Origin of the sequence: Streptomyces sp. WM6386, from assembly GCF_000972385.1 — a bacterium.
In the GTDB taxonomy this organism is placed as follows: domain Bacteria; phylum Actinomycetota; class Actinomycetes; order Streptomycetales; family Streptomycetaceae; genus Streptomyces.
Map to the genome: position 1 here is coordinate 21,096 of NZ_JXTE01000079.1, position 25,935 is coordinate 47,030.

Annotated in this window: 21 protein-coding genes; 6 read left to right on the forward strand and 15 right to left on the reverse strand. The window is 70.1% G+C overall.

The genetic code is table 11. The features are described from left to right. Position 1 precedes the first annotated feature (1 nt). Genes TN53_RS34560 through TN53_RS34570 form a run of 3 tightly spaced genes read right to left on the reverse strand, consistent with a single transcriptional unit; the run spans position 2 to position 4,135 of the window. Positions 2 to 355, reverse strand: a complete 354-nt coding sequence (locus tag TN53_RS34560) for a histidine triad nucleotide-binding protein (protein ID WP_046262743.1) — start codon at positions 353 to 355, stop codon at positions 2 to 4. Between the two features lie 47 nt (positions 356 to 402). Beyond that, positions 403 to 3,600, reverse strand: a complete 3,198-nt coding sequence (locus TN53_RS34565) for a S41 family peptidase (protein ID WP_046262744.1) — start codon at positions 3,598 to 3,600, stop codon at positions 403 to 405. A gap of 46 nt (positions 3,601 to 3,646) precedes the next feature. After that, a complete protein-coding gene (locus tag TN53_RS34570; protein WP_046262745.1) occupies positions 3,647 to 4,135 on the reverse strand; it encodes a hypothetical protein in 489 nt (162 codons plus the stop codon). Positions 4,136 to 4,382: 247 nt separating this feature from the next. Between TN53_RS34570 and TN53_RS34575 the strand changes: the two genes are divergently transcribed. Continuing rightward, positions 4,383 to 4,775 (forward strand): hypothetical protein, encoded by a 393-nt coding sequence (locus tag TN53_RS34575; RefSeq protein WP_046262746.1) that lies wholly within the window; start codon positions 4,383 to 4,385, stop codon positions 4,773 to 4,775. Here TN53_RS34575 and TN53_RS34580 read toward each other — a convergent pair. The 5 genes from TN53_RS34580 to hrcA form a co-directional block, all read right to left on the reverse strand. Next, on the reverse strand, positions 4,717 to 5,109 hold the full coding sequence (locus TN53_RS34580; RefSeq protein WP_046262747.1) for a VOC family protein: 393 nt from the start codon (positions 5,107 to 5,109) through the stop codon (positions 4,717 to 4,719). The genes TN53_RS34575 and TN53_RS34580 overlap by 59 nt on opposite strands. 17 nt (positions 5,110 to 5,126) lie before the next feature. Continuing rightward, entirely contained in the window at positions 5,127 to 5,867 is a 741-nt protein-coding gene (locus TN53_RS34585) for a 16S rRNA (uracil(1498)-N(3))-methyltransferase (RefSeq protein WP_046262748.1), read from the reverse strand. Further along, a complete protein-coding gene (locus TN53_RS34590; protein WP_046262749.1) occupies positions 5,864 to 6,994 on the reverse strand; it encodes a nitronate monooxygenase in 1,131 nt (376 codons plus the stop codon). Before TN53_RS34590 ends, TN53_RS34585 begins: the two co-directional genes overlap by 4 nt. A gap of 282 nt (positions 6,995 to 7,276) precedes the next feature. Continuing rightward, positions 7,277 to 8,413 (reverse strand): molecular chaperone DnaJ, encoded by a 1,137-nt coding sequence (gene dnaJ / locus TN53_RS34595; RefSeq protein ID WP_046262750.1) that lies wholly within the window; start codon positions 8,411 to 8,413, stop codon positions 7,277 to 7,279. After that, on the reverse strand, positions 8,414 to 9,430 hold the full coding sequence (hrcA, locus tag TN53_RS34600) for a heat-inducible transcriptional repressor HrcA (RefSeq protein WP_046262751.1): 1,017 nt from the start codon (positions 9,428 to 9,430) through the stop codon (positions 8,414 to 8,416). A 151-nt stretch (positions 9,431 to 9,581) separates the two neighbouring features. Between hrcA and TN53_RS34605 the strand changes: the two genes are divergently transcribed. Both TN53_RS34605 and TN53_RS34610 read left to right on the forward strand, forming a co-directional pair. Next, entirely contained in the window at positions 9,582 to 10,313 is a 732-nt protein-coding gene (locus TN53_RS34605; RefSeq protein WP_046262752.1) for an MBL fold metallo-hydrolase, read from the forward strand. A 31-nt stretch (positions 10,314 to 10,344) separates the two neighbouring features. Further along, on the forward strand, positions 10,345 to 11,148 hold the full coding sequence (locus tag TN53_RS34610) for a DUF3097 domain-containing protein (RefSeq protein WP_046262753.1): 804 nt from the start codon (positions 10,345 to 10,347) through the stop codon (positions 11,146 to 11,148). A gap of 127 nt (positions 11,149 to 11,275) precedes the next feature. On the opposite strand, the gene hemW is transcribed toward TN53_RS34610, so the two are convergent. Both hemW and TN53_RS34620 read right to left on the reverse strand, forming a co-directional pair. Continuing rightward, entirely contained in the window at positions 11,276 to 12,508 is a 1,233-nt protein-coding gene (gene hemW / locus TN53_RS34615; protein ID WP_046262764.1) for a radical SAM family heme chaperone HemW, read from the reverse strand. Positions 12,509 to 12,544: 36 nt separating this feature from the next. Beyond that, positions 12,545 to 14,515, reverse strand: a complete 1,971-nt coding sequence (locus TN53_RS34620) for an ATP-binding SpoIIE family protein phosphatase (RefSeq protein WP_199924702.1) — start codon at positions 14,513 to 14,515, stop codon at positions 12,545 to 12,547. A 102-nt stretch (positions 14,516 to 14,617) separates the two neighbouring features. Here TN53_RS34620 and TN53_RS34625 point away from each other — a divergent pair, with 102 nt between their 5' ends. Both TN53_RS34625 and TN53_RS34630 read left to right on the forward strand, forming a co-directional pair. Next, positions 14,618 to 18,793: a HAMP domain-containing protein gene (locus tag TN53_RS34625; RefSeq protein WP_052745354.1), complete on the forward strand. Its 4,176-nt coding sequence runs from the start codon at positions 14,618 to 14,620 to the stop codon at positions 18,791 to 18,793. 12 nt (positions 18,794 to 18,805) lie between these two features. Continuing rightward, positions 18,806 to 19,363 (forward strand): response regulator, encoded by a 558-nt coding sequence (locus tag TN53_RS34630; RefSeq protein WP_046262755.1) that lies wholly within the window; start codon positions 18,806 to 18,808, stop codon positions 19,361 to 19,363. A 5-nt stretch (positions 19,364 to 19,368) separates the two neighbouring features. Here the strand turns inward: TN53_RS34630 and TN53_RS34635 are convergent, their stop codons facing one another. Together TN53_RS34635 and lepA are read right to left on the reverse strand one after the other, a co-directional pair. Beyond that, the gene (locus tag TN53_RS34635; protein ID WP_046262756.1) at positions 19,369 to 21,243 is read right to left on the reverse strand and encodes an AMP-dependent synthetase/ligase; all 1,875 of its coding nucleotides are present in this window, start codon (positions 21,241 to 21,243) and stop codon (positions 19,369 to 19,371) included. A 231-nt stretch (positions 21,244 to 21,474) separates the two neighbouring features. After that, a complete protein-coding gene (gene lepA / locus TN53_RS34640) occupies positions 21,475 to 23,343 on the reverse strand; it encodes a translation elongation factor 4 (RefSeq protein ID WP_046262757.1) in 1,869 nt (622 codons plus the stop codon). Between the two features lie 222 nt (positions 23,344 to 23,565). Here lepA and rpsT point away from each other — a divergent pair, with 222 nt between their 5' ends. Continuing rightward, a complete protein-coding gene (rpsT, locus tag TN53_RS34645) occupies positions 23,566 to 23,826 on the forward strand; it encodes a 30S ribosomal protein S20 (RefSeq protein WP_046262758.1) in 261 nt (86 codons plus the stop codon). A 206-nt stretch (positions 23,827 to 24,032) separates the two neighbouring features. On the opposite strand, the gene TN53_RS34650 is transcribed toward rpsT, so the two are convergent. The 3 genes from TN53_RS34650 to TN53_RS34660 form a co-directional block, all read right to left on the reverse strand. Then, the gene (locus TN53_RS34650) at positions 24,033 to 24,428 is read right to left on the reverse strand and encodes a nuclear transport factor 2 family protein (protein WP_046262759.1); all 396 of its coding nucleotides are present in this window, start codon (positions 24,426 to 24,428) and stop codon (positions 24,033 to 24,035) included. 123 nt (positions 24,429 to 24,551) lie between these two features. Beyond that, positions 24,552 to 25,541 carry a DNA polymerase III subunit delta gene (holA, locus tag TN53_RS34655; RefSeq protein ID WP_046262760.1) on the reverse strand — a complete coding sequence of 330 codons (990 nt, stop codon included), beginning with the start codon at positions 25,539 to 25,541 and terminating at the stop codon, positions 24,552 to 24,554. A gap of 73 nt (positions 25,542 to 25,614) precedes the next feature. Beyond that, positions 25,615 to 25,860 (reverse strand): hypothetical protein, encoded by a 246-nt coding sequence (locus TN53_RS34660; RefSeq protein ID WP_046262761.1) that lies wholly within the window; start codon positions 25,858 to 25,860, stop codon positions 25,615 to 25,617. Positions 25,861 to 25,935: the final 75 nt, after the last annotated feature.

A 25,935-nucleotide genomic window follows, 5' to 3' on the forward strand; every position in this document is an offset into this window, starting at 1 on the left:
TTTACCCGGGTGGCCACTGCAGGCCGCGACCGCCCAGGACGTGCGCGTGGGCGTGGAAGACGGTCTGGCCGGCTCCGGCGCCGGTGTTGAAGACGATGCGGTAGCTCTCCAGCTTGTCCTCGTCGGCGACGGACTGCGCTTCGCCGAGGACGTCGGCGGCGATGGCCGGTTCGGCGGCGGCGAGGGTCGCGGCGTTCTCGTAGTGCACCTTGGGGATCACCAGGACGTGCGTGGGGGCCTGGGGGTTGATGTCCCGGAAGGCGACGGTGGTGTCCGTCTCACGGACGATCGTCGCCGGGATGTGCCCTGCGACGATCTTGCAGAACAGGCAGTCGTCCTGCGGTTCCCCTGGCATGTGGTGTCCCTTCGGGTCGCGGGTGTGGGGGCATCGTATCGAGCAGCTCAGGGAAGCGACGGAGGCACCTTCGCCGGAGTCCGCTCCAGGGCCTCCAGCGCTATGCGCACCGCCTCGTCCAGCTGTACGTCCTTCCCCGCGCCGTGGTCCTGCGGACGCTGGACCACCTCGACGTCCGGGTCCACGCCGTGGTTCTCCACGCCCCACTCGTAACCCTCCAGCCAGAAGGCGTACTTGGGCTGGGTGATCAGCGTGCCGTCGACGAGCCGGTACCGGCTGTCGATCCCGATGACGCCGCCCCAGGTCCGCGTGCCGACCACCGGCCCGATCCCCAGGGCCTTGATCGCCGCGTTGACGATGTCGCCGTCGGAGCCCGAGAACTCGTTCGCCACGGCGACCACCGGCCCCCTCGGCGCGTCCTGCGGATAGCTGTAGGGCCGCAGCCCGCGCGGCAGGGCCCAGCCGACGATCCGCCGGGCCAGCTTCTCGACGACGAGCTGGGAGGTGTGACCGCCGCGGTTCTCCCGGACGTCGACGACCAGCCCCTCACGGGCCACCTCGACCCGCAGGTCACGGTGGATCTGGGCCCAGCCGGGGGCCTGCATGTCGGGGACGTGGAGGTAGCCGAGCCGGCCGCCGGACCTCTCGTGGACGTACGCCCGCCGGTCCGCGACCCACGTGTGGTAGCGCAGCGGTTCCTCGTCCGCGATCGGTACGACGACGGCATGCCGTACGTCACCGCCGCCGGACGGCGAGACGGTCAGCTCGACCGGCTTGCCCGCCGTGCCGACCAGGAGCGGGCCCGGACCGGTGACCGGGTCGACCGGATGCCCGCCGACCGCGACGATCGCGTCGCCCGCGCGCACCGCGACACCGGGCGCGGCGAGCGGGGAGCGGGCGTCGGGGTCGGAGGTCTCCGTCGGCAGGATGCGGTCGATACGCCAGCTGCCGTCCTGGTGACGGGAGATGTCGGCGCCGAGAAGACCTTGCCGGGGGCCGCTGCCGTAGCCGCCGCGCGGCATGACGTAGGCGTGCGAGGTGCCGAGCTCGCCCTGCACCTCCCAGAGGAGGTCGACGAGGTCGTCGTGGGTGGCGACGCGGTCCACGACCGGGCGGTAGCGGTCCAGGACGCCGGGCCAGTCGACGCCGCTCATGTCGGGGCGCCAGAAGTGGTCCCGCATGATGCGGCCGGTCTCCTCGTACATCTGCCGCCACTCGGCCGACGGGTCGGCGGTCTGCCGGATCCGGGCGAGGTCGACGGTGATGTTGGTGTCGCTGTCGTCGTCGCCCGAGGCCCGCCGGTCGCTCGGTACGACCTTCAGCCGGCCGTCGGTCCACAGCAGGACCCGCTTGCCGTCCCCGCTGACCGCGAAGTGGTCGGCGTCGGCGGCGAGATGCTCCAGACGCTGCTGGGCGAGGTCGTAGCGCTCCAGCTCGGTCTTGGGGTCGGGGTCGTCCGGGGTGGCCCGGGAGGAGCCGAGGACGCCCTGCACCGGGTGGCGCAGCCACAGCACGCCGTCCTTCGCCGCGCGCAGGTTGGAGTAGCGGGCGGCCTCGACCGGGAACGGCACGATCCGGTCGGCAAGGCCTTCGAGATCGATGCGGGTGGCCGGGGTGCCCTCGCTGTCGGGCGTCTCGTCCTTGTCGGGGGCCTCGAAGGGGCGGCCGTGCCGCTGCGGGCCGAACGGCGAGGGCGTGGTCGCGGCGAGCGTGATCAGGTGCGGGCGGTCGCCGACCACGAAGGCGAGGTCGAAGACGTGCTCGTCGTAGACCGGGTCGAAGGAGCGGGTGGAGAGGAAGGCGAGGTGCTTGCCGTCCAGGGTGAAGGTGGGCGCGTAGTCCTGGAAGCGCAGCGGGGTCGCCTCGGTGACGGAGAGGTCGGTGGTGTTGGCGAGGCGGAGCTGGCGAAGCGGGCGCGGGCCGGGGTGGGACCAGGCGAGCCAGGCCGAGTCGGGCGAGAAGACCAGCCCGGAAACGTCCCCGTCCGCGCTCCGGTCCACCTCGCGGACCTCGCCGGTCTCCCGCTCGACGAGCAGGACACGTCCGTCGTGCGCGGCGACCGCGGCCCGGCTGCCGTCGGGGGCCATGGCGAGCCCGAGGACCCGGCCGAGCTGTCCGGCGGCGAGACGACGCGGGGTGGCGCCGGGGGCGAGGCCGGTGGCGGGCGCGAACTCCAGGGCGTCGTCGCCCTCCGCGTCGGTCACCCACACCACCCACTCCTCGCCCTCCGTACGGAAGGTGCGGGGCAGCCGGGCCCGTACGCCGGGTTCGGCGGCCAGCGCCCGGGTCGGTCCTGAGCGGTGGGTGACCCAGTGCACGGCGCCCCGGACGGCGACCGCGCTGCCGCGCGCGGTGTGGTCGGGCGCGGCGGAGCCGAACCAGCGCGAGGCGTTCACCGTGAACGGCTGCCGGTCGACGCGCTGCCCGCCGAGCCGCACGTCCAGTCGGCGCGGCTCGGCCCCGTCCAGGTCGTCCAGGACCCACAGTTCACCGGCGGAGGTGTGGACGACCCGGGTGCCGTCACCGGCGGCGTGCCGGGCGTAGAACCCGTCGAGGGGTGTGTGCCGCCGTAGATCGGACCCGTCGGCGAGCGAGGAGTACAGGGCGCCGACGCCTTCGTGGTCGGAGAGAAAGGCGATCCGCTCCCCCGCCCACACCGGGAACTCGATGTTCCCGTCGAGGTCTTGATGCAGCCGTACGAACTCTCCGTCGCCCTCGTGATCGATCCACAGCTTGCCCGCCGTACCTCCCCGGTACCGCTTCCACCAGGCGGCCTCCCGCCCCATCGGCGCGGACAGCAGCACGGTGGACGGTCCGAGCGCGACACCGCCCACGGGCCCGTACGGCAGGAGGGTCGACGGCCCCCCGTCGAGCGGGACGGCGTGCGCCCAGGAGCGGCGCAGGCTGGCCTGGCCGTGGGTGGTGATCGCGAGGACCTGGCCGTCCGGGGTCCAGCCGCGCACCTGGGTACGCCAACTGCCCCAGTGTGTCAGCCGTTTGGCGGGGCCGCCGTCGACCGGGGCGATGTGCACCTCGGGGGCGCCGTCCCGGGTGGAGGTCCAGGCGACGGTGGTGCCGTCGGGCGAGATGCGCGGTGTGGAGACGGGCACATTGTCGGCGCTGACCCGCCAGGCCCGGCCGCCGTCGAGGGGGGCGATCCACACGTCGTCCTCGGCGGTGAAGGCCGCCAAGTCGCCGTGCAGGTGCGGAAACCGGAGATACGAGGGCGTCGCGGGCTGTGTCACGAGTCAACCCTATGCAGGGCCGACGGCCCACGGACAGGGCTTTGGATCACTTGCCCTGGACGGGCCTGCAGTCCGGGTACTTGTCGCACCAGATGGTCTCCGTGACCGTCACGGTGACGGTGGCTCCCGGTTGCCCGTTGCCGCCCGGGTTGTTCGGCTCGGGCGAGGCGTTGCAGTTGCCCAGTCCGTTGACCTGGAACCACTGCTTGCCGTCGATCTTCGCGGTCAACTCACCGCGCACACACTGCCCGTTGACCACACGGGTGATCTTGCCGTCGACGTCGATGTCCTGGTTGCTGGTGGTCTCGCCGGTGCAGTGGACCTCGGCCACGGCATTGTCGGTCGCCGTCGGCGTGGGCCGGTTCCCGTAGGAGGCCTGGCAGGTCAGCCACTGCACATTGGCCTTCTGCCGCTCCAGCTCCTTGGTGACCGTCTGGTCGGTCGTGTACGCCACGGACGCGGAGTTCAGCCCCGCCGGATCACAGGCGGTGACCCCGCCGACGACCACGACCGCGAGCACGGACACGGCTGCCACCCGCTGGACCCGGTGTCCTCGCGGGCGGCCCCAAAACCTGCGCAATACCCCCATGGAGGGCAGCTTCCCACTGTCACGGCCGCCGCGGTAGAGCACATACGGACACTCGCCCCACAATCGAGTGACACTCGATCAACTGAAGGACCATTGCCCCGCTCGCCCGCTCCCCTTGCCTCGGACGACTCGTCCAGCTGCTCCCCGCGAAAACCCGGAGACCGAGCGCTGCCCGCCCGTCTAGCGTGACGGCATGCGCAACGACCGCCGTCTTCGCCGTCTCGTCGTGGACGAGCGGACGACCTACATGTGGAGCGTCCGGCACAACCGTCAGGACGACGACGCGCCCCGCGACGTGCTGAACCTGTACCGCGACGGGGTACGCACCCGGATCGTCTTCCGGCAGGGTGAGCGCGGCGCCGTCTCCGGCGGCTACTCGTACATCGGCTGTGTGGCGACCGGCCCGGGAAAACTGCTCAACCTGCGCGAACCCGGTGTCGTACGCGCTCTGGTCGACGAGGCGACCGGCCGCGGACTCATGCCGGGGGTCACCGAGCTGGACGGCTGGGACCTGTTCGACGCGGTCCTCAGCCGCGCAGCAGCAGCCACTCCTGCAGCTCCACAAGGTTGCCCTCCGGGTCCTTGAGGTGGGCGACCCGCATCCGGTCGGTCATGGGGGCGGGGCCGTGCAGCAGAACGGCACCCCGCTCGGCGATCTGCTCGCAGTACGTGTCGAGATCGTCGACGCGCAGCACGACCAGTGACCGGTGCCCGCTCGCCTCGTCGCCCAGCTCCCCCAGTATCCCGGCCATCATGGACCGGTCCTGGAGGGCGATACCGGCGGAGCCGGTGGCGGGGCTGAACTTCTCGTACGGTCCCTGTGTCGCCCCCGACTGCGCCTTGAGGCCGAGGACCTCGGCGTAGAAGCGGTAACAGACGGGGAAGTCGGAGACGAGCAGCCGGACTTGGGCGAGTTCCAAGGCGTTCCCTCTGGCTCTCAGGACCAGCGGCCGGTGCGCGCGAGGAGCACGGCGGTCGCGGCGGTCCCGGCGGTCGATGTACGCAGCACGGTACGCCCGAGGACGTACGGCTTCGCCCCCGCCTCCTCGAACAGCGCCAACTCCTCGGGGGAGACGCCCCCTTCGGGCCCGACGACGAGCACGACGTCGCCCTCGGTGGGGAGTTCGACGGTGGCCAGCGGTTCGTGACCGCTCTCGTGGAGTACGGCGGCGAAGTCGGCCTTGGCGAGCAGCGCCGCGACCTGCTTGGACGTGGCCAGGTCCGCGACCTCGGGGAAGCGGAACCGCCGGGACTGCTTGCCGGCCTCGCGGGCGGTGGACCGCCACTTGGTGAGGGCCTTCAGTCCGCGGTCGCCCTTCCACTGGGTGATGCAGCGTGAGGCCTGCCAGGGCACGATCGCGTCGACGCCGGTCTCGGTCATGGTCTCGACGGCCAGTTCACCGCGGTCGCCCTTGGGGAGGGCCTGGACGACGGTGATACGGGGGGACTCCTCCGGCTCCTCGGACACCGAGGTCATGTGGACGGTCAGCCGGTCCTTGCCCTCGGTGCCGATCACGTCGCACACCGCGTAACGTCCCGCGCCGTCGGTGAGGACGACCTCCTCGCCGGGCTGGAGCCGCTTCACGGAGACCGCGTGCCGCCCCTCGGGCCCCTCCAGGACGTACCGTCCGCCGCCCCCGGCGTCGAAGTGCTCGACCACGAACACGGGAGCCGTCATCGGAGGTCGTGGCCCTTGGGGAAGACCGACAACGCTGTCCGGGCGTCGGCGAGTTCGGCGACCAGCACCTCCACCAGCCGCCCGGCGGGCAGCTCGCGCGCCATGCGGTGGCCCTGGCCGGCCCACAGGGCCATACCCTGCGCGTCCTTCGCCTTGGCGGCGGCCTTGCGCAGCGGGGACGTGAGGTGGTGGATCTCCGGGTAGGCGGCGGGGGCGTACCGGCCGTGCTCGCGCAGGAAGCGGTTGACGAGCCCGCGGGCGGGCCGGCCGGAGAAGGCACGGGTCAACTCGGTGCGGACGAACAGAGGGTTGGTGAGCGCCTGCTTGTGAACGGGCGCGGCACCGGACTCGGTGGTGGCGAGGAAGGCGGTGCCGAGCTGGGCGGCGCTGGCACCGGCTGCGAGAACGGCGGCGATCTGGCTGCCGCGCATGATGCCGCCGGCGGCGACGACGGGGATGCCGACGGTCTCGCGGATCTGCCCGAGGAGCGACAGCAGGCCTGTCCCGGTCCCGTCGTTCTCCGGGATGTCACGGTGGGTCCCCTGGTGCCCGCCGGCCTCCACGCCCTGCGCGATGACCGCGTCGGCGCCGGCCCGCTGCACGGCGAGAGCCTCCTCGGCGGTCGTCGCGGTGACGAGGGTGAAGGTTCCTGCGCGCCGCAGGGACTCCAGCACCTCGCTGCTGGGGACGCCGAAGTGGAAGGACACCACCGGCACCGGGTTGTCGAGCAGTACGGCGAGCTTGGCGTCGTATCCGTCGTCCCGGCCGCTGTCGGGGTCCCCGAGCTCGGTCTCGTACCACGAGGCCTCGCCGGACAGCTGGTGCGCGTACACCTCGACGGCGGCCGCATAGGAGGGCGCGGCGACAGCCGCTCCGGTGGAGCCGGTGCTTGCACCGGGGTACTCCGGCTGCGGCATGAACAGATTGACCCCGAAGGGGCGTCCGGTCAGCCCCCGCAGCTGCTTGATCTCCTGATAGAGCCCGTCCGCCGTCTTGTACCCGGCGGCAAGGAACCCGAGCCCTCCGGCATCGGACACGGCGGCGACGAGCTGCGGCACGGAGACGCCGCCCGCCATAGGGGCCTGCACGATCGGATGAGGGAAAAGATCGGTCAGCGCGGAGGACATGACCGCATGTTGTCACGTCCTCCGAACAAGTCCGAATCCGGCCTTCCACTGGCATAGGACAGCGGAATGGGCCGCGGGTGAGGCCGCCGAACGCCCCCTGTCGACCAGCACTTTTCAGCCCGTCCGGCGTTTGAGGACGAGGCCCTTTCGGGGCCGACGGGGTCTGGGGGCGGAGCCCCCGGGGACCGGGGTCGAAGGGGCAGCGCCCCTGGGGATGGGAACGGGTAAGGGCGGCGGGGGCGAGGAAATCCCTGCCCGCAGCCGCCCTCTACCGATCACCGATCACCGACCGTTGAACGCGTCCTTCAACCGCGAGAACAGCCCCTGCTGCCCGGGCTGGAACTGCCCCGTGGGCCGCTCCTCGCCCCGCAGCTTCGCCAGCTCCCGCAGCAACCGCTCCTGCTCCGGATCCAGCTTGTTCGGCGTCTGCACCTCGACATGGACGATGAGGTCACCCCGTCCACCGCCGCGCAGATGCGTGACACCACGCCCGTGCAGCGGGATCGACTGCCCGGACTGCGTGCCCGGCCGGATGTCGACCTCCTCCAGCCCGTCCAGCGTCTCCAGCGGGACCTTGGTGCCGAGAGACGCCGCGGTCATCGGGAGCGTGACCGTGCAGTGCAGATCGTCACCACGCCGCTGGAACTGCGAGTGCGGCAGTTCGTGGATCTCGACGTACAGGTCACCGGCAGGACCCCCACCGGGCCCGACCTCACCCTCACCGGCGAGCTGAATCCGCGTGCCGTTGTCGACACCGGCCGGAATCTTGACCGTGAGGGTGCGACGGGACCGTACGCGACCATCGCCCGCGCACTCGGGGCACGGCGTCGGAACGACCGTCCCGAACCCCTGGCACTGCGGACACGGCCGGGACGTCATGACCTGCCCCAGGAACGACCGCGTCACCTGCGACACCTCACCGCGTCCGCGGCACATGTCACACGTCTGAGCGGAGGTCCCCGGCGCCGCGCCCTCACCACTACAGGTGGTGCACACGATCGCCGTGTCGACCTGGATGTCCTTCGTCGTACCGAAGGCCGCCTCGTCGAGCTCGATCTCCAGCCGGATCATCGCGTCCTGGCCCCGCCGCGTACGCGACCGCGGGCCCCGCTGCGACGCCGTACCGAAGAACGCGTCCATGATGTCCGAGAAGTTCCCGAACCCACCGGCCCCGAAGCCGCCCGCGCCACCGCCGCCCGCCTGGGACAGGGGGTCGCCGCCGAGGTCGTAGACCTGCTTCTTCTGCGGGTCCGAGAGCACCTCGTAAGCGGCGTTGATCTCCTTGAACCGCTCCTGGGTCTTCGGATCAGGGTTGACATCCGGATGCAGCTCGCGTGCGAGCCGCCGGAAGGCCTTCTTGATCTCTTCCTGCGACGCGTCGCGGCGCACGCCGAGAACGGCGTAGTAGTCCGTGGCCACTTACGACTCCGCCAGGATCTGTCCGACGTACCTCGCCACTGCGCGTACCGCTCCCATCGTTCCCGGGTAATCCATGCGGGTCGGTCCGACCACGCCGAGCTTGGCTACTGCCTCGCCGCCCGAACCGTAGCCGACCGACACGACGGACGTGGAGTTGAGTCCCTCATAGGCGTTCTCATGACCGATGCGTACGGTCATGCCCGAATCCCCGGCCTCACCAAGCAACTTGAGGAGCACGACCTGCTCCTCGAGGGCTTCGAGCACCGGACGGATAGTGAGGGGGAAGTCATGTCCGAAGCGGGTGAGATTGGCGGTTCCGCCGATCATCAGCCGCTCCTCGTTCTCCTCGACGAGTGTCTCCAGAAGGGTGGAGAGCACGGTCGAGACAGTGCCGCGGTCCTCCAGGTCGAAGCCCTCGGGGAGGTCCTCGACGAGCATCGGCACATCGCTGAAGCGCCGACCCGCGACCTTGCTGTTGAGCCGGGCCCGCAGATCGGCGAGGGACGTCTCGCCGAAGGGCGCCGGGCAGTCGATCATCCGCTGCTCGACCCGCCCGGTGTCCGTGATCAGCACGAGCATCAGGCGTGCGGGTGCGAGCGCGAGCAGTTCGACATGGCGCACGGTGGACCGGGTGAGCGAGGGGTACTGCACCACCGCGACCTGCCGGGTGAGCTGCGCGAGCAGCCGTACGGTCCGCGCCACGACGTCGTCGAGATCGACGGCGCCTTCGAGGAAGTTCTGGATGGCGCGCCGCTCGGGCGCGGTCATCGGCTTGACTCCCGCGAGCTTGTCGACGAACAGCCGGTAGCCCTTGTCCGTGGGGATCCGCCCGGCACTGGTGTGCGGCTGGGCGATGAACCCCTCGTCCTCCAGGGCCGCCATGTCGTTGCGGATCGTCGCCGGGGAGACGCCGAGGCTGTGCCGCTCGGTGAGGGCCTTGGAACCGACCGGCTCCTCGGTGCCCACATAGTCCTGGACGATGGCGCGCAGCACCTGGAGCCTGCGTTCACTCAGCATCGCGCACACCTCCAGAAGTCGTTCCCTCGGCGCCTTGCCTGGCACTCTGTCCGCCCGAGTGCCAGCATTCCCCGGCCCAGTGTACGGCGGTGGGGTACCGCCCGGGCAAGGTCGGTCCTGCCGCGACCGCTTGTACGGCTAGCGTCGCCGTATGACGGTGACTTGGGAAGAGCTGGGGTGGGAGAGGGTGGCGGCCGGGGTCGGGCGGTGCCGGCGGCCGGGCTGGGACTGCACAGCGGGGCTGGTCGTCGGTTCGGGGACCGCTCTGCTGATCGACGCCGGATCGAGCCTCGGCGAGGGTGCGCGGTTGCGGGCGCAGGCCGAATCGCTCGCCGGGCATCGTGTGACCCATCTCGCGCTGACCCATCCCCACTTCGACCATGTCTTCGGGGCGGCGGCGTTCGCGGGAGCGCAGGTGTACGGGCCGGTGGGCATGGACGCGCTGTTCGACCAGCACCAGGCCCGCGAGGCACTGCGGGCGGACGCGATCCGCAACGGCCTGGACACGGCACTGGCCGACGAGGCGGTCGACGCCCTGCCCCACCCCCGCCATCATGTCTCCGGCGAGTGGACCCTCGACCTCGGCGGCGGCCGCCAGGTCCTGCTGGCGAACGTCGGCCCCGGCCATACCGGCCACGACCTCGTGGTCCTGGTCCCGGGCTCCCCCGAGGTGGTCTTCTGCGGCGACCTGGTCGAGGAGTCCGGCGAACCGCAGGCGGGCCCCGACGCCGTACCGTCGCACTGGCCGGCGGCGCTGGAGCGATTGCTGGACCTGGGCGGCGAGGACGCGCTGTACGTACCCGGTCACGGAGCGGTGGTGGACGCGGCGTTCGTACGACGGCAGCGCGACGCCCTGGCAACCCGCTTCGGCGTGTCGCGTTAGGTGATGGCCGGCTTCTCCTATCGTCATCCGAATGCGCCAGTACTCCGCCGATCTGACCCCTCCCTGGAAGAAGCCGAAGCCCGTCCCCGAGGTCCCGGCGGAGCCCGGCCTGGTGGTCGAGGAACCCGGCACCGGTTTCTGCGGTGCGGTGATCCGCTGCGAGGCGGGCACGGTGACCCTGGAGGACCGCTTCGGCAAGCACCGGGTGTTCCCGATGGAGCCGAGGGGCTTTCTGCTGGAGGGCCGGGTGGTGACGCTCGTACGTCCCACCGGTCAGGCGCCGCCGCGGCCCACCCGTACGGCATCCGGCTCGGTGGCGGTCCCCGGCGCCCGCGCCCGCGTGGCCCGCGCCGGCCGGATCTACGTCGAGGGCCGGCACGACGCGGAACTGGTGGAGAAGGTCTGGGGCGACGACCTGCGCATCGAGGGCGTGGTCGTGGAGTACCTGGAGGGCGTCGACGACCTCCCGTCGATCGTCGAGGAGTTCGCGCCGGGTCCGGACGCCCGTCTGGGGGTCCTGGTGGACCACTTGGTGCCGGGCACGAAGGAGTGGCGTATCGCACAGTCGGTGACCAGCGACCACGCCCTCGTCGTCGGGCACCCGTACATCGACATCTGGGAGGCGGTGAAGCCGTCGTCCCTGGGAATCGACGGCTGGCCACGGGTGCCGCACGGCCAGGACTGGAAGACGGGCGTGTGCCGGGCCCTGGGCTGGCCGCCGGAGAACACGGGCGCGGTGTGGCAGGCCATCCTGAAGCGGGTGGGGTCCTACAAGGATCTGGAGCCGGAACTACTGGGACGGGTAGAGGAACTGATCGACTTCGTAACGGCATAAGAAACGCGAACCGTACCAACCTGAGGGGCGCGGGGCTGTATCGATTTGCGGCTCCGCCGCGTGGGCGCGACCAGCCACGACGAGCCCGCAGCCGCCAGACCACAATGCCCGGCACCCCAGTGGGCGCCTAGTCCACCAGATCCCGCACCACCGCATCCGCCAGCAACCGCCCCCGCAGGGTGAGCACCGCACGCCCCGCGCCATACGGCTCCTCCTGGAGAAGCCCGTCCGACAGAGCCCGGCGGGAGGCCCGGAGCCCCTCCTCCCGCAGCAGCGACAGCGGCACCCCCTCCAGAAGCCGCAGCTCCAGCAGGATCCGCTCGACCCGTCGGTCCTCCGCGGACAGAAGCTCACGCCCCGCCCCCGGCGATCGCCCCGCCGCCAGAGCCCCCGCGTACGCCCCGGGATGCTTGACGTTCCACCAGCGCACCCCGCCCACGTGGGAGTGCGCGCCGGGGCCCGCGCCCCACCAGTCGGCGCCGCGCCAGTACAGCTCGTTGTGGAGGCAGCGCCCCGCCTCCGAGGTGGCCCAGTTCGACACCTCGTACCACTCGAACCCCGCGGCCGAGAACGTGTCCTCCGCGATCAGATACCGGTCCGCGTGCACGTCGTCGTCGGTCATCGGGACCTCGCCGCGCCGGATACGACGGGCCAGCTGCGTGCCCTCCTCGACGATCAGCGCATACGCGCTGACGTGGTCCGGGCCCGCACCGATCGCCGCGTCCAGCGAGGCCCGCCAGTCGTCGTCCGACTCACCCGGGGTGCCGTAGATCAGGTCCAGATTGACGTGCGAGAACCCGGCCGCCCGGGCCTCCGCCACGCACGCCTCGGGGCGGCCCGGGGTGTGGGTACGGTCGAGCACCTTCAGCACGTGCTGCCGCGCGCTCTGCATGCCGAAGGAGATCCGGTTGAAGCCGCCCTGCCGCAGGGTGGCCAGATACGCCGGGTCCACCGACTCCGGGTTCGCCTCCGTCGTCACCTCCGCGTCCGGCGCCAGACCGAACTCGTCACGGATGGCCGCCAGCATCCGTACGAGATCGTCCGCGGCCAGCAGGGTCGGCGTACCGCCGCCGACGAACACCGTGCGGACCTGGCGCGGGTCGTCGCCGAGGACCTTGCGGGCGAGGCGGATCTCGTCGATCAGGGTGTCGGCGTAGTTGTCGCGGGAGGCCAGCACACCACCCGTGCCGCGCAGCTCGGTCGCCGTGTAGGTGTTGAAGTCGCAGTAGCCGCAGCGGGTCGCGCAGTACGGAACGTGCAGGTAGAACCCGAGGGGGCGGGCGTCGGCCCCGGCGAGCGCGGATGCGGGGAGCGCGCCGTCGTCGGGGACGGGCTCGCCGTCGGGGAGTGCGGAAGGCATGTCCTCCATTGTCCAGGACCGTGGCGACTGCTCCGGCTACTCCGCCTGGAGCACCAGCAGCGCAAGATCGTCCTCCGGCGGCCCTACGCCGAACTCGTGCACCAGCCGTCTGATGCGTTCCGCGAGCAGGGGGGCGGTGAGCCCGGCGCAGCCGGCGAGCGCCGTCGCGAGGCCGTCGCCGTCGTCGAACTGGCGGGGGCCGCAGCGCCGCTCCGTCACCCCGTCCGTGACGACGAGCAGGGTGTCGCCGGGCCGCAGCTCGAAGGTCTCGCTGGTGTACGTCTCGTCCTCGACGACCCCGAGCAGGGTCTGCGGCCGGGCGGCGGTGCGGACCTCGCCGCCCGCACCGAGGAGCAGCGGCAGTGGATGCCCGGCGGAGGCGAGGGTGCAGCGCACACCGCCGTCGAAGGGGGCCAGCTCGCCGTAGAGGAGGGAGAGGAAGCGGGTCTGGGGGCCGTCGCCGGTCAGGGACTGGCCGCCCGCGGCGATCAGTGCGCGGGCGGCGGCGTCGGCGGCCTCCGTGGCATCGTCGAGGAGCAGCTGGTTGAGGCGGTCCAGGACGTCGGCGACGCGGTAGCCCTCGCGGGCGAGGAGCCGCAGCCAGGGGCGGGCCAGGCCGATCACCACGGCGGCCTCGGGCCCCTTGCCCTGGACGTCGCCGACGGCGAAGCACCAGCGGCCGTCGCCGGCCGGGAAGAGGTCGTAGAAGTCGCCGCTGGGACCGCCTTTGTCGCACGGCTCGTACACCAGCGCGCTGTGCATCCCCGGGATCTCCGCGACGGCGCCGGGCAGCAGCCCGCGCTGGAGGACGGCGCTGATGGTGGCCTGGCGGGCGTACTGGCGGGCCGCGCCGATGGCGAGGGCGACCCGGCGGCCGAGGTCCTCGACCAGGCCGGTGATCTCGTCGGGGAAGCGGAGCAGCCCGGAGCGTCCGATGACGAGCGTGCCGAGCGGCCGGCCGCCCGCGATCAGCCGGTACGCCAGTGCCGAGCCGTGCGCCCCGTGCACGCCCAGCGCGTCGCCGGGCCAGGGGAACGGCACGGGCCCGGAGCGCGGCGGGTCCAGCGGTCTGGGCGGGTCCTTCTCCAGGGCCCGGCGCAGTTCCTCGATACGGCTCTCGTGGCCGTGCCAGACGCGGGCGAGCCGTGGGCCCACCCCGCCGGTCCCGTCGCCGCCCCATCCGCCGCCGCGCCCCATGTGTTCGTCCTCCAGCCACACCGCGCACCAGTCGGCGAGCCGCGGCACGATCAGCTGTCCGGCGAGGGCGGCGACCAGGTCCTCGTCGAGCTGTCCGGCGAGCAGGTCGGAGGCCTCGGCGAGGAAGGACAGCGCGCCGCGGTTGAGCCACTCCCGGTCGCGTTCGGCGCGCCGGGGCTCGGGGGCGAGGACCCCGGCGATCTCCAGGCCGTGCACGCCCGCGTACCCCGGTGCAAGCACCGGCTCCACTGGAGCGGCTGACGCCGCGCCCCCTTTCGCCCCCGCGTGCGCCCCACTCTGCCCCACGGCGGCGCTGTCCTCCTCGGTCAGCCGCGCCCACACGGTCTTGGTGCCCTTGCGGTAGGTGATGCCCCAGGACTCGGCGAGGGTGGCCACGAGGCGCAGTCCGCGGCCGTACTCCGGTGTCTCGTACGACGGTTCGCCCATGCCGTCGCGCGGGGCGCGCGAGGGGTGCTGGTCGGCGACCTCGACGACGAGGGCACCGGTCTCCGTCTCCAGACGGCACTCCAGATCGACGTCGGTGCCGGCGTGCACGACCGCGTTGGTGACGAGTTCGCTGACGACCACCACGGCGTCGTCGGCCAGCCGGTCGGTGAGCGGCGCCGTGCCGGGCAGGCCCAGTTCGGCCCACTCGGAGAGGGCGGCGCGCAGGAGTGCGCGGGCGGCGCCCGGCGCGAGGGAGCTACCCGCAAGGGTGGCGTGCGCCCGGGCGTACGGAAGCACACTCCTGTGCACAGGGGCATCACAAGCACCAGGATCGGTCTCCCGTTGCGCCGGAATGCCCCCCATGTCCCGCTCCCCGAGCAGTTCGAACGAATACACCTCGGTCAGTGCGGACAGAGTGACAGACTGGCCACGCCCATAAGCGCCGAGTTACCGAAGTGGGCCGCCATGAGTGAGAACAGTGCTACGCGTGTGCTCGAAGACGGACAGAAAGATGACCAGATTCGAGCATCGGATCTGCGTCCGCTGCTCGCCGCGATGACGGCCGCCCGGGACGGGCACTTCGCGAAGGTGACGGAGAACGACACCCATGGCGTCACGGCCGAACTGACCGCGATCTTCAATCAGCTGGTCGACCGCAACGTCCACTTCGCCACCGAAGTCCAGCGTGTGAAGAGGGAGTTGGTGCGGCACGGCCGGCTCGACGAGCGGCTCTCGCCGAGCCCCGGCGCGGGCGCCTGGGCGTCCCGGGTCAGCGATGTGAACCAGCTGCTCGACGCCCTGGTGGCCCCGGCGGCGAACGCGGCCCGGGTCCTGGACGCGGTGGCCGGCGGCGATCTGACCCAGCGGGTCGACCTGCATGACGGCAACCGTCAGTTGCGCGGCGATCTGCGGCGGCTGGGGCGGGCCGTGAACAAGATGGTCGACCAGTTGTCGTTGTTCACCGGCGAGGTGACCCGGGTCGCGCGCGAGGTCGGCACCGAGGGGCGCCTGGGTGGGCGGGCCAAGGTGCAGGGGCTGTCGGGAAGTTGGCGGGATGTGACCGAGGCGGTCAACACCATGGCAGCCCGGCTGACGGCCCAGGTGCGGGACATCGCCCTGGTGACCACGTCCGTGGCGCGCGGCGACCTGACCCGCTCGGTCACCGTCGAGGCGACCGGTGAGCTGCTCGAACTGAAGCTGACCGTGAACACGATGGTGGACCAGCTGTCCGCCTTCGCCGACGAGGTGACCCGCGTGGCCCGCGAGGTCGGCACCGAGGGGCAGTTGGGCGGTCGGGCCCAGGTGCGGGGCGTCTCGGGGGTGTGGAAGGACCTCACCGACAACGTCAACTTCATGGCGTCGAACCTGACCTCGCAGGTGCGGAACATCGCCCAGGTGACGACGGCCGTGGCCAACGGCGACCTGAGTCAGAAGATCACCGTCGACGCGCAGGGCGAGATCCTGGAGCTGAAGTCCACCATCAACACGATGGTCGACCAGCTCTCCGCCTTCGCCGACGAAGTGACCCGCGTCGCCCGCGAGGTCGGCACCGAGGGCAACCTCGGCGGGCGCGCTCAGGTGCGGGGCGTGAGCGGTGTCTGGAAGGACCTCACCGACAACGTCAACTTCATGGCGGACAACCTGACTTCACAGGTGCGGAACATCGCACTGGTCTCCACCGCCGTGGCTCAGGGCGACCTCGGCAAGAAGATCACGGTGGAGGCGAAGGGCGAGATCCTGGAGCTGAAGTCCACCATCAACACGATGGTCGACCAGCTCTCCGCCTTCGCCGACGAGGTCACCCGCGTCGCCCGCGAGGTCGGCACCGAGGGCAACCTCGGCGGCCAGGCGCAGGTGCGAGGTGTGTCGGGTGTCTGGAAGGACCTCACCGACAACGTCAACTTCATGGCTCTGAACCTGACTTCACAGGTACGGAACATCGCCCAGGTGACGACCGCCGTCGCCAACGGCGACCTCTCCAAGAAGATCACCGTGGACGCCCGCGGCGAGATCCTCGAACTCAAGGACACCGTCAACACGATGGTGGAGCAGCTGCGCGCCTTCGCCGACGAGGTCACCCGCGTGGCCCGCGAGGTCGGCACCGACGGCCGGCTCGGTGGCCGCGCCCAGGTGCTGGGCGTCTCCGGGGTATGGCGGGACCTGACGGACAACGTCAACTACATGGCGGACAACCTCACTTCGCAGGTCCGCAACATCGCCCAGGTGACCACGGCCGTCGCCAACGGCGACCTCTCCAAGAAGATCGACGTGGACGCCCGCGGCGAGATCCTGGAGCTGAAGACCGCCATCAACACCATGGTCGACACGCTGTCCTCCTTCTCCTCCGAGGTCACCCGCGTGGCCCGCGAGGTCGGCTCGGAGGGCCAACTCGGCGGGCAGGCAAGGGTCGAGGGCGTGTACGGCACCTGGAAGCGCCTGACGACGAACGTGAACGAGCTCGCCCTGAACCTGACCACCCAGGTCCGCGCGATCGCCGAGGTCGCCTCCGCGGTGGCCCAGGGCGACATGTCCCGCTCGATCACCGTGGAGACCCAGGGCGAGGTCACCGAACTCAAGGACAACATCAACCTGATGGTGGCCAACCTCCGCGAGACCACCCGCGCCAAGGACTGGCTGGAGTCCAACCTGGCCCGCCTGGCCGCGTTGATGCAGGGCCACCGGGACCTGATGGAGGTCGCCGACCTGCTGCTGCGCGAGCTGACCCCGCTGGTGAACGCCCAGTACGGCGCGTTCTTCCTGGCCGACCCCGACGAGGACGGTGCCGCTCTGCGCACAACCGTTCCGGCGAAGGGACTCGCGTTCATCGCCGGCTACGGCTCGGCACAGGGCGCGACCGTGGAGACCGGGGGCCTCCCGGTGCACGGCCTGGTCCGGCAGGCCGCCCGCGAGAAGAAGCGGATCCTCGTCGAGGAGGCCCCGCCGGACTACATCAAGATCAACAGTGGGCTCGGGGAGGCGGCGCCCACCAGCGTGGTCATCATCCCGATCCTCTTCGAGGACAAGCTCCTCGGCGTGATCGAGCTGGCGTCCTTCTCTCGCTTCTCCGACGTCCATCTGGCCTTCTTCGACCAGTTCGTGAACACCATCGCCGTCGCGATCAACACGATCATCGCCAACTCCCGTACGGAGTCCCTGCTCGGTGAGTCCCAGCGCCTGGCCCGCCAGCTCCAGGAGCGCTCAGACGAACTCCAGAAGCAGCAGGCGGAGTTGCAGCGCTCGAATGCCGAACTGGAGGAGAAGGCAGCGCTGTTGGCGACCAGCTCCCAGTACAAGTCGGAGTTCCTGGCGAACATGTCGCACGAGCTGCGCACCCCGCTCAACTCCCTGCTGATCCTGGCCCGGCTGCTCTCCGACAACCCGGACGGCCATCTCTCCGACCAGGAGGTGCAGTTCGCGACGACCATCCACCGCTCGGGCTCCGACCTCCTCCAGCTGATCAACGACATCCTCGACCTGTCGAAGATCGAGGCGGGCCGGATGGACGTACGCCCGAAGAAGCTGCCGCTGATCAAGCTGCTCGACTACGTCCACGCCACCTTCCGCCCGCTCACCCTCGACCGGGGGCTCGCCTTCGAGGTGGCGGTCGGCGAGGACGTGCCGCGCGAGATGTACTCGGACGAGCAGCGGCTCCAGCAGATCCTGCGCAACCTGCTCTCCAACGCGATCAAGTTCACCGCGACGGGCCGGGTCGAGCTGCGCGTCAACCGGGTCACGGACACCGAGCTCCACTACGTCCGCGACAGCGGTCAGGTGATCGCGTTCTCCGTCACCGACACCGGCATCGGCATCGCGCGGGAGAAGCTGCCTGTGATCTTCGAAGCGTTCCAGCAGGCCGACGGCACCACCAACCGCAAGTACGGCGGCACCGGCCTCGGCCTGTCGATCAGCCGCGAGATCGCCGGTCTGCTCGGCGGCCGGATCGTCGCCGAGAGCGAGCCCGGCAAGGGCTCCACGTTCACGCTGTACGTCCCCGTCGTCAGCCCCGGCCACCCGGCGACCGGCCCCACCCCCGAGGAACACACCCTGCCGGTACCGGAACAGCTGTCGACCGAGCCCTTCACCTCCGCCGAAGTGGACGACTCGTGGCCGACGCCCACCAAGCTGGAGGCGTGGAAGAGGGGCCGGGCGGGACAGGTACTGCCCGGGCGACGGGTGCTGATCGTCGACGACGACATCCGCAATGTCTTCGCACTGACCCATGTCCTCGGCCGGGTCGGCATGCCCGTCCTCTACGCCGAGAACGGCCGGGAGGGCATCGAGACGCTGGAGCGCAACCCGGACGTCGAACTCGTCCTGATGGACATCATGATGCCGGAGATGGACGGCTACGAGACGATCGCCGCCATCCGCCGCACCCCACGCTGGACGGGCCTGCCGATCGTCGCGCTGACCGCGAAGGCGATGCCGGGAGACCGGGAGAAATCGATCGCGCGGGGCGCCAACGACTACGTACCCAAGCCGGTCGACGTGGATCAGTTGCTGACCGTCGTGTGCGCGCTCCTCGACCCGGAGGGCCCGCAGGACGACGACGGCACCCAGGGGCCCGCGGCCGACGCGGGGACCGACGCACCGGAACCGGGCGTGACAGGGGAAGTGCCGGTCCCGCCGACGACTGAATGAGGCACAGCCACCATGAGCGCTGAGGCAACGACCGAAGAGCGCGCCAGCATCCTCCTCGTCGACGACATGGAGGACAACCTGGTCGCCCTGGAGGCCGTCCTGGGGTCCCTCAACGAGCCTCTCGTCCGCGCACGTTCGGGCGAGGAAGCCATGAAGGCACTGCTGCGGCAGCAGTTCGCCCTCGTCCTGCTCGACGTCCGGATGCCGGGCATGGACGGCTTCGAGACCGCCGCGAACATCAAACGGCTCGATCAGACCAAGGACGTCCCGATCATCTTCCTGACCGGCGCGGAGGACGACTCCGGCTACGCCTTCCGCGGCTACGCAACCGGCGCCGCGGACTATCTGACCAAGCCCTTCGACCCCTGGGTACTCAGGGCGAAGGTCACCGTCTTCCTGGACCTGCACCGCAAGAACCAGCAACTGGAGCGACTGCTGGCCCAGGGCGAGGTGAACACCCGGCTGGCCGACCTGGAGCAGCAGCTGTCCGGGGAGAACCCCCCGGACCTGGCAACCCTGCGCACACAGGTCCGGGAGCTACGTCAACTGGTCAGCAGAGGGCGCCTGTAACGCCCCTACGCCTCACGCGCGCCGGCGTACATCTCGTCGATGAGGTGCTTGTACTCCCGCTCCACCACAGGCCGCTTCAGCTTGAGGCTCGGGGTGATCTCGCCGTGCTCGACGTCGAGGTCACGCGGCAGCAGCCGGAACTTCTTGATGGTCTGCCAGCGCTGGAGACCGGCGTTGAGTTCCTTGATGTGGCCGTCGATCATCTCGACGGTGGCCGGCGCGGCCACGACCTCGGCGTACGACTTGCCGTCCAGGCCGTTCTCCTTCGCCCAGCCGAGGATCGACACCTCGTCGAGGGCGATGAGGGCGGTGCAGAAGTTCCGGTCGGCGCCGTGCACCAGGATGTTGGAGACGTAGGGGCACACCGACTTGAACTGTCCCTCGACCTCGGTGGGCGCGATGTACTTGCCGCCGGAGGTCTTGAAGAGGTCCTTCTTGCGGTCGGTGATGCGGAGGTAGCCGTCGGGCGACAGCTCGCCGATGTCACCGGTGTGGAACCAGCCGTCGGCCTCCAGGACCTCGGCGGTCTTCTCCGGCAGCCCGTGGTAGCCCTCCATGATGCCGGGCCCGCGCAGCAGGATCTCGCCGTCCTCCGCGATCCGCACCTCCGTGCCGGGCAGCGGTTTGCCGACCGTGCCGGTGCGGTACGCCTCGCCCGGGTTCACGAAGGAGGCGGCCGAGGACTCGGTCAGGCCGTAGCCCTCGAGGATGTGGATGCCGGCGCCGGCGAAGAAGAACCCGATCTCAGGGGCGAGGGCCACGGAGCCGGAGACGCAGGCGCGCAGATTGCCGCCGAAGGCCTCGCGGATCTTGGCGTACACCAGCTTGTCGGCGACCGCGTGCTTGGCGGCAAGGCCGAAGGGGGCGCTCGCCGTGCCGGTGCGGCGGAAGTTGTCCTGGCTGACCTTGGCGTACTCGCGGGCGACCTCGGCGGCCCAGCGGAAGATCTTGTACTTGGCGCCGCCGCCCGCGCGGGCCTTGTTGGCGATGCCGTTGTAGACCTTCTCGAAGATCCGCGGTACGCCCGCCATGTACGTCGGCTGCACGATCGGCAGATTCTCGATGATCTTGTCGACACGACCGTCGACGGCGGTGACGTGGCCGACCTCGATCTGCCCCGAGGTGAGCACCTTGCCGAAGACGTGCGCGAGCGGCAGCCACAGGTACTGCACGTCCTCGACGCTCACCAGGCCGGTCGCGGCGATCGCCTTCGCCATGTACGCCCAGTTGTCGTGCGGCAGGCGGACACCCTTGGGACGGCCGGTGGTGCCGGAGGTGTAGATGAGGGTGGCGAGCTGGTCCTTGGTGATCGCGCCGACCCGCTCCTTGATCAGGTCGGGGTCCTTCTCCAGGCGGGCCGCGCCACGGGCCTCCAGCTCGGCGAGGGTCAGCACCCAGTCGCCGGTCTCCACGCCCTCGGCGTCGATGACCACGACATGGGTCAGGTCGGGCAGCTCGGCGCGCTTCTCCTGCGCCTTGGCCAGCTGCCCGGCGTTCTCCGCGAACAGCACGCGGCTGTCGGAGTCGGAGACGATGAACGCGGACTCGTCGGCGTTGGTCTGCGGATACACCGTGGTCGTGGCGGCACCGGCGCACAGGATGCCGAGGTCCGCGAGGATCCACTCGAGGCGGGTCGCGGAGGACAGGGCGACCCGCTGCTCGGGCTGCACCCCGAGCTCGATCAGACCGGCGGCGATGGCGTAGACCCGCTCGGCGGTCTGCCCCCAGCTCAGCGACTTCCAGTCGTCGGGGCCCTCGCCGGAGGCCGAGGGCACGGGGTAGCGGTACGCCTCGGCGTCCGGTGTGGCCGAAACGCGCTCCAGGAAGAGGGTCGCCACGCTCGGCGGACGGTTCTCGATCAGGGTCTGTGTGTCGCTCACGACATCCTCCGGGGCCCGCGACAGTGCGGCGGCTGGCTCGGTGCGGCTGGTGGCTCGAGGGGGTGTTGTTTAACTCACGAGTAACTATCGAACGGAGATCAGAGTAGAGCGCGACCGACGCCGATGTAAGGGGCGGCGGCCTGTCACTTTCTACAGAGCGCGACGCTACGCACGCGTAGGGGCCCGTCACGCTCGCACGCGACAGGCCCCTATTTTCACGGGAAAACGACGCTACTTCTTGCCCTTGCCGGAACCCGCGTTGTCGTCGCTGCTCAGCACGGCGATGAAGGCCTCCTGCGGAACCTCCACAGAGCCCACCATCTTCATCCGCTTCTTCCCCTCCTTCTGCTTCTCCAGCAGCTTCCGCTTACGGGAGATGTCACCGCCGTAGCACTTGGCGAGGACGTCCTTGCGGATGGCGCGGATGGTCTCGCGGGCGATGACCCGAGAGCCGATGGCGGCCTGGATCGGCACCTCGAAGGCCTGCCGCGGGATGAGCTCACGCAGCTTGGCGACGAGCCGCACGCCGTACGCGTACGCCGCGTCCTTGTGCGTGACCGCCGAGAAGGCGTCCACCTTGTCGCCGTGCAGCAGGATGTCGACCTTGACCAGGCTGGAGGCCTGCTCGCCGGTGGGCTCGTAGTCGAGGGACGCGTAGCCGCGCGTCTTGGACTTCAGCTGGTCGAAGAAGTCGAAGACGATCTCCGCGAGCGGGAGGGTGTAGCGGATCTCGACCCGGTCCTCGGAGAGGTAGTCCATGCCGAGCAGGGTGCCGCGCCGGGTCTGGCACAGCTCCATGATCGAGCCGATGAACTCGGAGGGCGCGAGGATCGTGGCGCGTACGACGGGCTCGTAGACGTCGTCGATCTTCCCCTCGGGGAACTCGCTCGGGTTGGTGACGGTGTGCTCGGAACCGTCCTCCATGACGACGCGGTAGACCACGTTCGGCGCGGTGGCGATGAGGTCGAGCCCGAACTCGCGCTCCAGCCGCTCGCGGATCACGTCGAGGTGCAGCAGGCCCAGGAAGCCGACGCGGAAACCGAAGCCGAGGGCTGCGGAGGTCTCCGGCTCGTACACCAGCGCGGCATCGTTGAGCTGGAGCTTGTCGAGGGCGTCGCGCAGCTCGGGGTAGTCGGAGCCGTCCAGCGGATACAGACCCGAGAAAACCATCGGCTTCGGGTCCTTGTAACCGCCGAGCGCCTCGGTGGCCCCCTTGTGCAGGGTGGTGATCGTGTCACCGACCTTGGACTGGCGGACGTCCTTCACGCCGGTGATCAGATAGCCGACCTCACCGACACCGAGGCCGTCGGCCGACTTCATCTCGGGGGCCGAGACGCCGATCTCCAGCAGCTCGTGCGTCGCGCCGGTGGACATCATGCGGATCCGCTCACGCTTGTTGAGCTGACCGTCGATGACACGGACGTACGTCACGACACCGCGGTAGGAGTCGTAGACGGAGTCGAAGATCATGGCGCGGGCGGGTGCGTCCTGGATGCCGACCGGCGCGGGGACGTCGGCGACCACCCGGTCCAGGAGCGCCTCGACGCCCAGACCGGTCTTGGCGGAGACCTTGAGGACGTCGTCGGGGTCGCAGCCGATGAGGTTGGCGAGTTCCTCGGAGAACTTCTCCGGCTGGGCGGCCGGCAGGTCGATCTTGTTCAGTACGGGGATGATCTTGAGGTCGTTCTCCATCGCCAGGTACAGGTTGGCGAGAGTCTGGGCCTCGATGCCCTGGGCGGCGTCGACCAGGAGGACGGTGCCCTCACAGGCGGCCAGCGACCGGGACACCTCGTACGTGAAGTCCACGTGCCCCGGGGTGTCGATCATGTTGAGGATGTGGGTCTTGCCCGGGTCCTCGGTCGGGGCCCAGGGCAGTCGGACCGCCTGGGACTTGATCGTGATGCCACGCTCACGCTCGATGTCCATGCGGTCGAGGTACTGAGCACGCATCTGCCGCTGATCGACCACTCCGGTCAGCTGGAGCATGCGGTCGGCGAGCGTGGACTTGCCGTGGTCGATGTGCGCGATGATGCAGAAATTGCGGATCAGAGCCGGGTCGGTACGGCTCGGCTCGGGCACATTGTTAGGGGTCGCGGGCACGCAGGGTCCTGTCTCTTGAGGCGCCTTGTGCCTCGGGTCGGATCGATACGTAGGCTCCATGGTCCCATGGGCGGCGACCGGAGGCCGTTTTGGGCCGTCGGTCGGCCCACTGGTACTGTGGGTAGCTGTGTCTCCTGCCCTCTCAGCACGAGGCACACCCCAAGAAATCACCTGGCCCGGGTCCCTTGTGGTCCCGTGCCTGAACCTGAAAAGGCTCAATCAGTGGCGAACATCAAGTCCCAGATCAAGCGGATCAAGACCAACGAGAAGGCTCGGCTGCGCAACAAGGCCGTCAAGTCCTCCCTGAAGACCGCCATCCGCAAGGCCCGTGAGGCCGCTGCCGCGGGTGACACCGAGAAGGCCACCGAGTACCAGCGCGCTGCCGCGCGTCAGCTCGACAAGGCCGTCGCCAAGGGCGTCATCCACAAGAACCAGGCCGCCAACAAGAAGTCGGCGCTTGCTTCGAAGGTCGCGTCCCTCTAGGGCTGACACCTTTCATCTGATCTGATCTTTTTGATCTGACCGCCGGAAGGACCCAGAGCGGGCCCTCTCTCATCCGCTCCCACCCGGCACCCAGAGCTCGTACGCGGCCTGCGTTCGCCACGCGGGTACGAGCTCGAAAGCTTGGTCCGAGGGCCCCGGAGCCCGCCCTTCCCCAGGGTGGAAGCCGGGGCCTTCGGCATGCGGTGTCAGGACCAGAAGTCGTTGGACTTGTCGATGTCCTCGACGCACTCGTCGAGATCCGTGGCCTTGTCTCCCACGATCCGGAAGACGATGCAGCTGTCCTCCTCCAGTCGCTTCCCTTTGCGTTCCGCGGTGAAGTGGTGCAGTGCGACGACATGGCCGCGGCCGTCGACGAGGAGGCTGCGCAGCTCGGCACTCATCGTGCCGTTGGTCTCCTCGAACAGCCGGCCATACATCTCGATGATCGCGTCCTGCCCCTTGAAGTCCCCCGAGAGGGGGTGACTACCGGGCACGTGCTGCGTACAGTCCGCGGTCATCAGACCACGCAAAGCGTCCATGTCACCGCGTTGAAAGGCCTCGTAGCCCTTGCGGACGAGCACAGCGTGCGGGTGTTCAGCCATGGCAACCGCCACCTTCCCGTTGCTCGGCGATATACGGCTGACGGGCCCGATTGTCCTCCTGGCGAAGCCCCCCGTCACGCCGATACATACAGGCAATCCCAGGACGAACCTCAGCGAGGCCCGCTACACGCGCCCGCGCGACCGCGCCGCCCGGGCAATCACCACGACCGCCTTCTCCAGGGCGTACTCAGGATCGTCCCCCCCGCCCTTCACCCCCGCATCCGCCTCGGCAACGGCCCGCAACGCCACGGCGACCCCATCCGGCGTCCACCCCCGCATCTGCTGCCGCACCCGATCGATCTTCCACGGCGGCATCCCCAGCTCCCGCGCGAGATCCGCCGGCCGCCCGCCCCGGGCCGACGACAACTTCCCGATCGCCCGCACCCCCTGCGCCAACGCACTCGTGATCATCACCGGCGCCACCCCCGTGGCCAACGACCACCGCAACGCCTCCAACGCCTCCGCCGCCCGCCCCTCGACCGCCCGGTCGGCGACGGTGAAGCTCGACGCCTCGGCCCGCCCGGTGTAATACCGCCCCACAACGGCCTCGTCGATCGTCCCCTCGACATCGGCGACCAACTGCGACACGGCCGAGGCCAGCTCCCGCAGATCACTCCCGATCGCATCGACAAGCACCTGACAGGCCTCGGGCGTGGCCGACCGCCCGGTCGCCCGGAACTCCTGCCGCACAAAGGCCAGCCGATCCGCCGGCTTGGTCATCTTCGGACAGGCGATCTCCCGCGCCCCCACCTTCCGCGCGGCGTCGAGCAACCCCTTGCCCTTCGCCCCGCCGGCATGCAGCAGCACGAGCGTGATCTCCTCGGCGGGCGCCGAGAGATACGCCTTCACGTCCTTCACGGTGTCGGCCGACAGATCCTGCGCATTGCGTACGACCACGACCTTGCGCTCCGCGAAGAGCGAGGGACTGGTCAACTCGGCGAGCGTGCCGGGCTGCAGCTGGTCCGGGTTCAGATCCCGTACGTCCGTGTCGGCGTCGGCGGCCTTCGCAGCGGCCACCACCTCCCGCACGGCACGGTCGAGCAGCAGGTCCTCCTGCCCCACGGCAAGTGTCACCGGGGCAAGCGGGTCGTCGTTCGCACTCTTCTTTGCCATCGCCGACAAGCATGGCACGGGCCACTGACAACGAGCCCCGCCCACCGGACGAGCAAGACGGGCACCCCCGGCCCTACGGCTCCTCCCGCCACCCGTCCCACTCCCCCGCGAACTCGTCCAGCGCCCCGGGATCCAGCCGCCCGTCCTCGTCCCGCAGCACAACGAGCCACTGCGCGTCCTCGGCGTCGTCCTCCCCCGCCAGCGCGTCGCGGACGAGGCGCGGCTCCTCAGCCACCCCGAACCGCTCCCTGAGCGCCTCCGCCACCTCTTCCGCGGCATCCCGGTCAGGCAGCACCAGCACATGTCTCACATCGCTCACCCAGCCATTGTCCGGCACCCGGGAAGCCTCGAACCCCAGCTCAGCCCATGGCCGGCAGGACCTCACCCACTGCCC

What these genes read in the sequence shown, in the direction of transcription:
- TN53_RS34560 (WP_046262743.1), bottom strand. Translation starts at nt 355, where the DNA reads ATGCCAGGGGAACCGCAGGACGACTGCCTGTTCTGCAAGATCGTCGCA.
- TN53_RS34575 (WP_046262746.1), top strand. Translation starts at nt 4,383, where the DNA reads ATGCGCAACGACCGCCGTCTTCGCCGTCTCGTCGTGGACGAGCGGACG.
- TN53_RS34585 (WP_046262748.1), bottom strand. Translation starts at nt 5,867, where the DNA reads ATGACGGCTCCCGTGTTCGTGGTCGAGCACTTCGACGCCGGGGGCGGC.
- TN53_RS34590 (WP_046262749.1), bottom strand. Translation starts at nt 6,994, where the DNA reads ATGTCCTCCGCGCTGACCGATCTTTTCCCTCATCCGATCGTGCAGGCC.
- hrcA (WP_046262751.1), bottom strand. Translation starts at nt 9,430, where the DNA reads ATGCTGAGTGAACGCAGGCTCCAGGTGCTGCGCGCCATCGTCCAGGAC.
- TN53_RS34605 (WP_046262752.1), top strand. Translation starts at nt 9,582, where the DNA reads ATGACGGTGACTTGGGAAGAGCTGGGGTGGGAGAGGGTGGCGGCCGGG.
- TN53_RS34610 (WP_046262753.1), top strand. Translation starts at nt 10,345, where the DNA reads ATGCGCCAGTACTCCGCCGATCTGACCCCTCCCTGGAAGAAGCCGAAG.
- hemW (WP_046262764.1), bottom strand. Translation starts at nt 12,508, where the DNA reads ATGCCTTCCGCACTCCCCGACGGCGAGCCCGTCCCCGACGACGGCGCG.
- TN53_RS34620 (WP_199924702.1), bottom strand. Translation starts at nt 14,515, where the DNA reads ATGGGGGGCATTCCGGCGCAACGGGAGACCGATCCTGGTGCTTGTGAT.
- TN53_RS34625 (WP_052745354.1), top strand. Translation starts at nt 14,618, where the DNA reads ATGAGTGAGAACAGTGCTACGCGTGTGCTCGAAGACGGACAGAAAGAT.
- TN53_RS34630 (WP_046262755.1), top strand. Translation starts at nt 18,806, where the DNA reads ATGAGCGCTGAGGCAACGACCGAAGAGCGCGCCAGCATCCTCCTCGTC.
- TN53_RS34650 (WP_046262759.1), bottom strand. Translation starts at nt 24,428, where the DNA reads ATGGCTGAACACCCGCACGCTGTGCTCGTCCGCAAGGGCTACGAGGCC.
- holA (WP_046262760.1), bottom strand. Translation starts at nt 25,541, where the DNA reads ATGGCAAAGAAGAGTGCGAACGACGACCCGCTTGCCCCGGTGACACTT.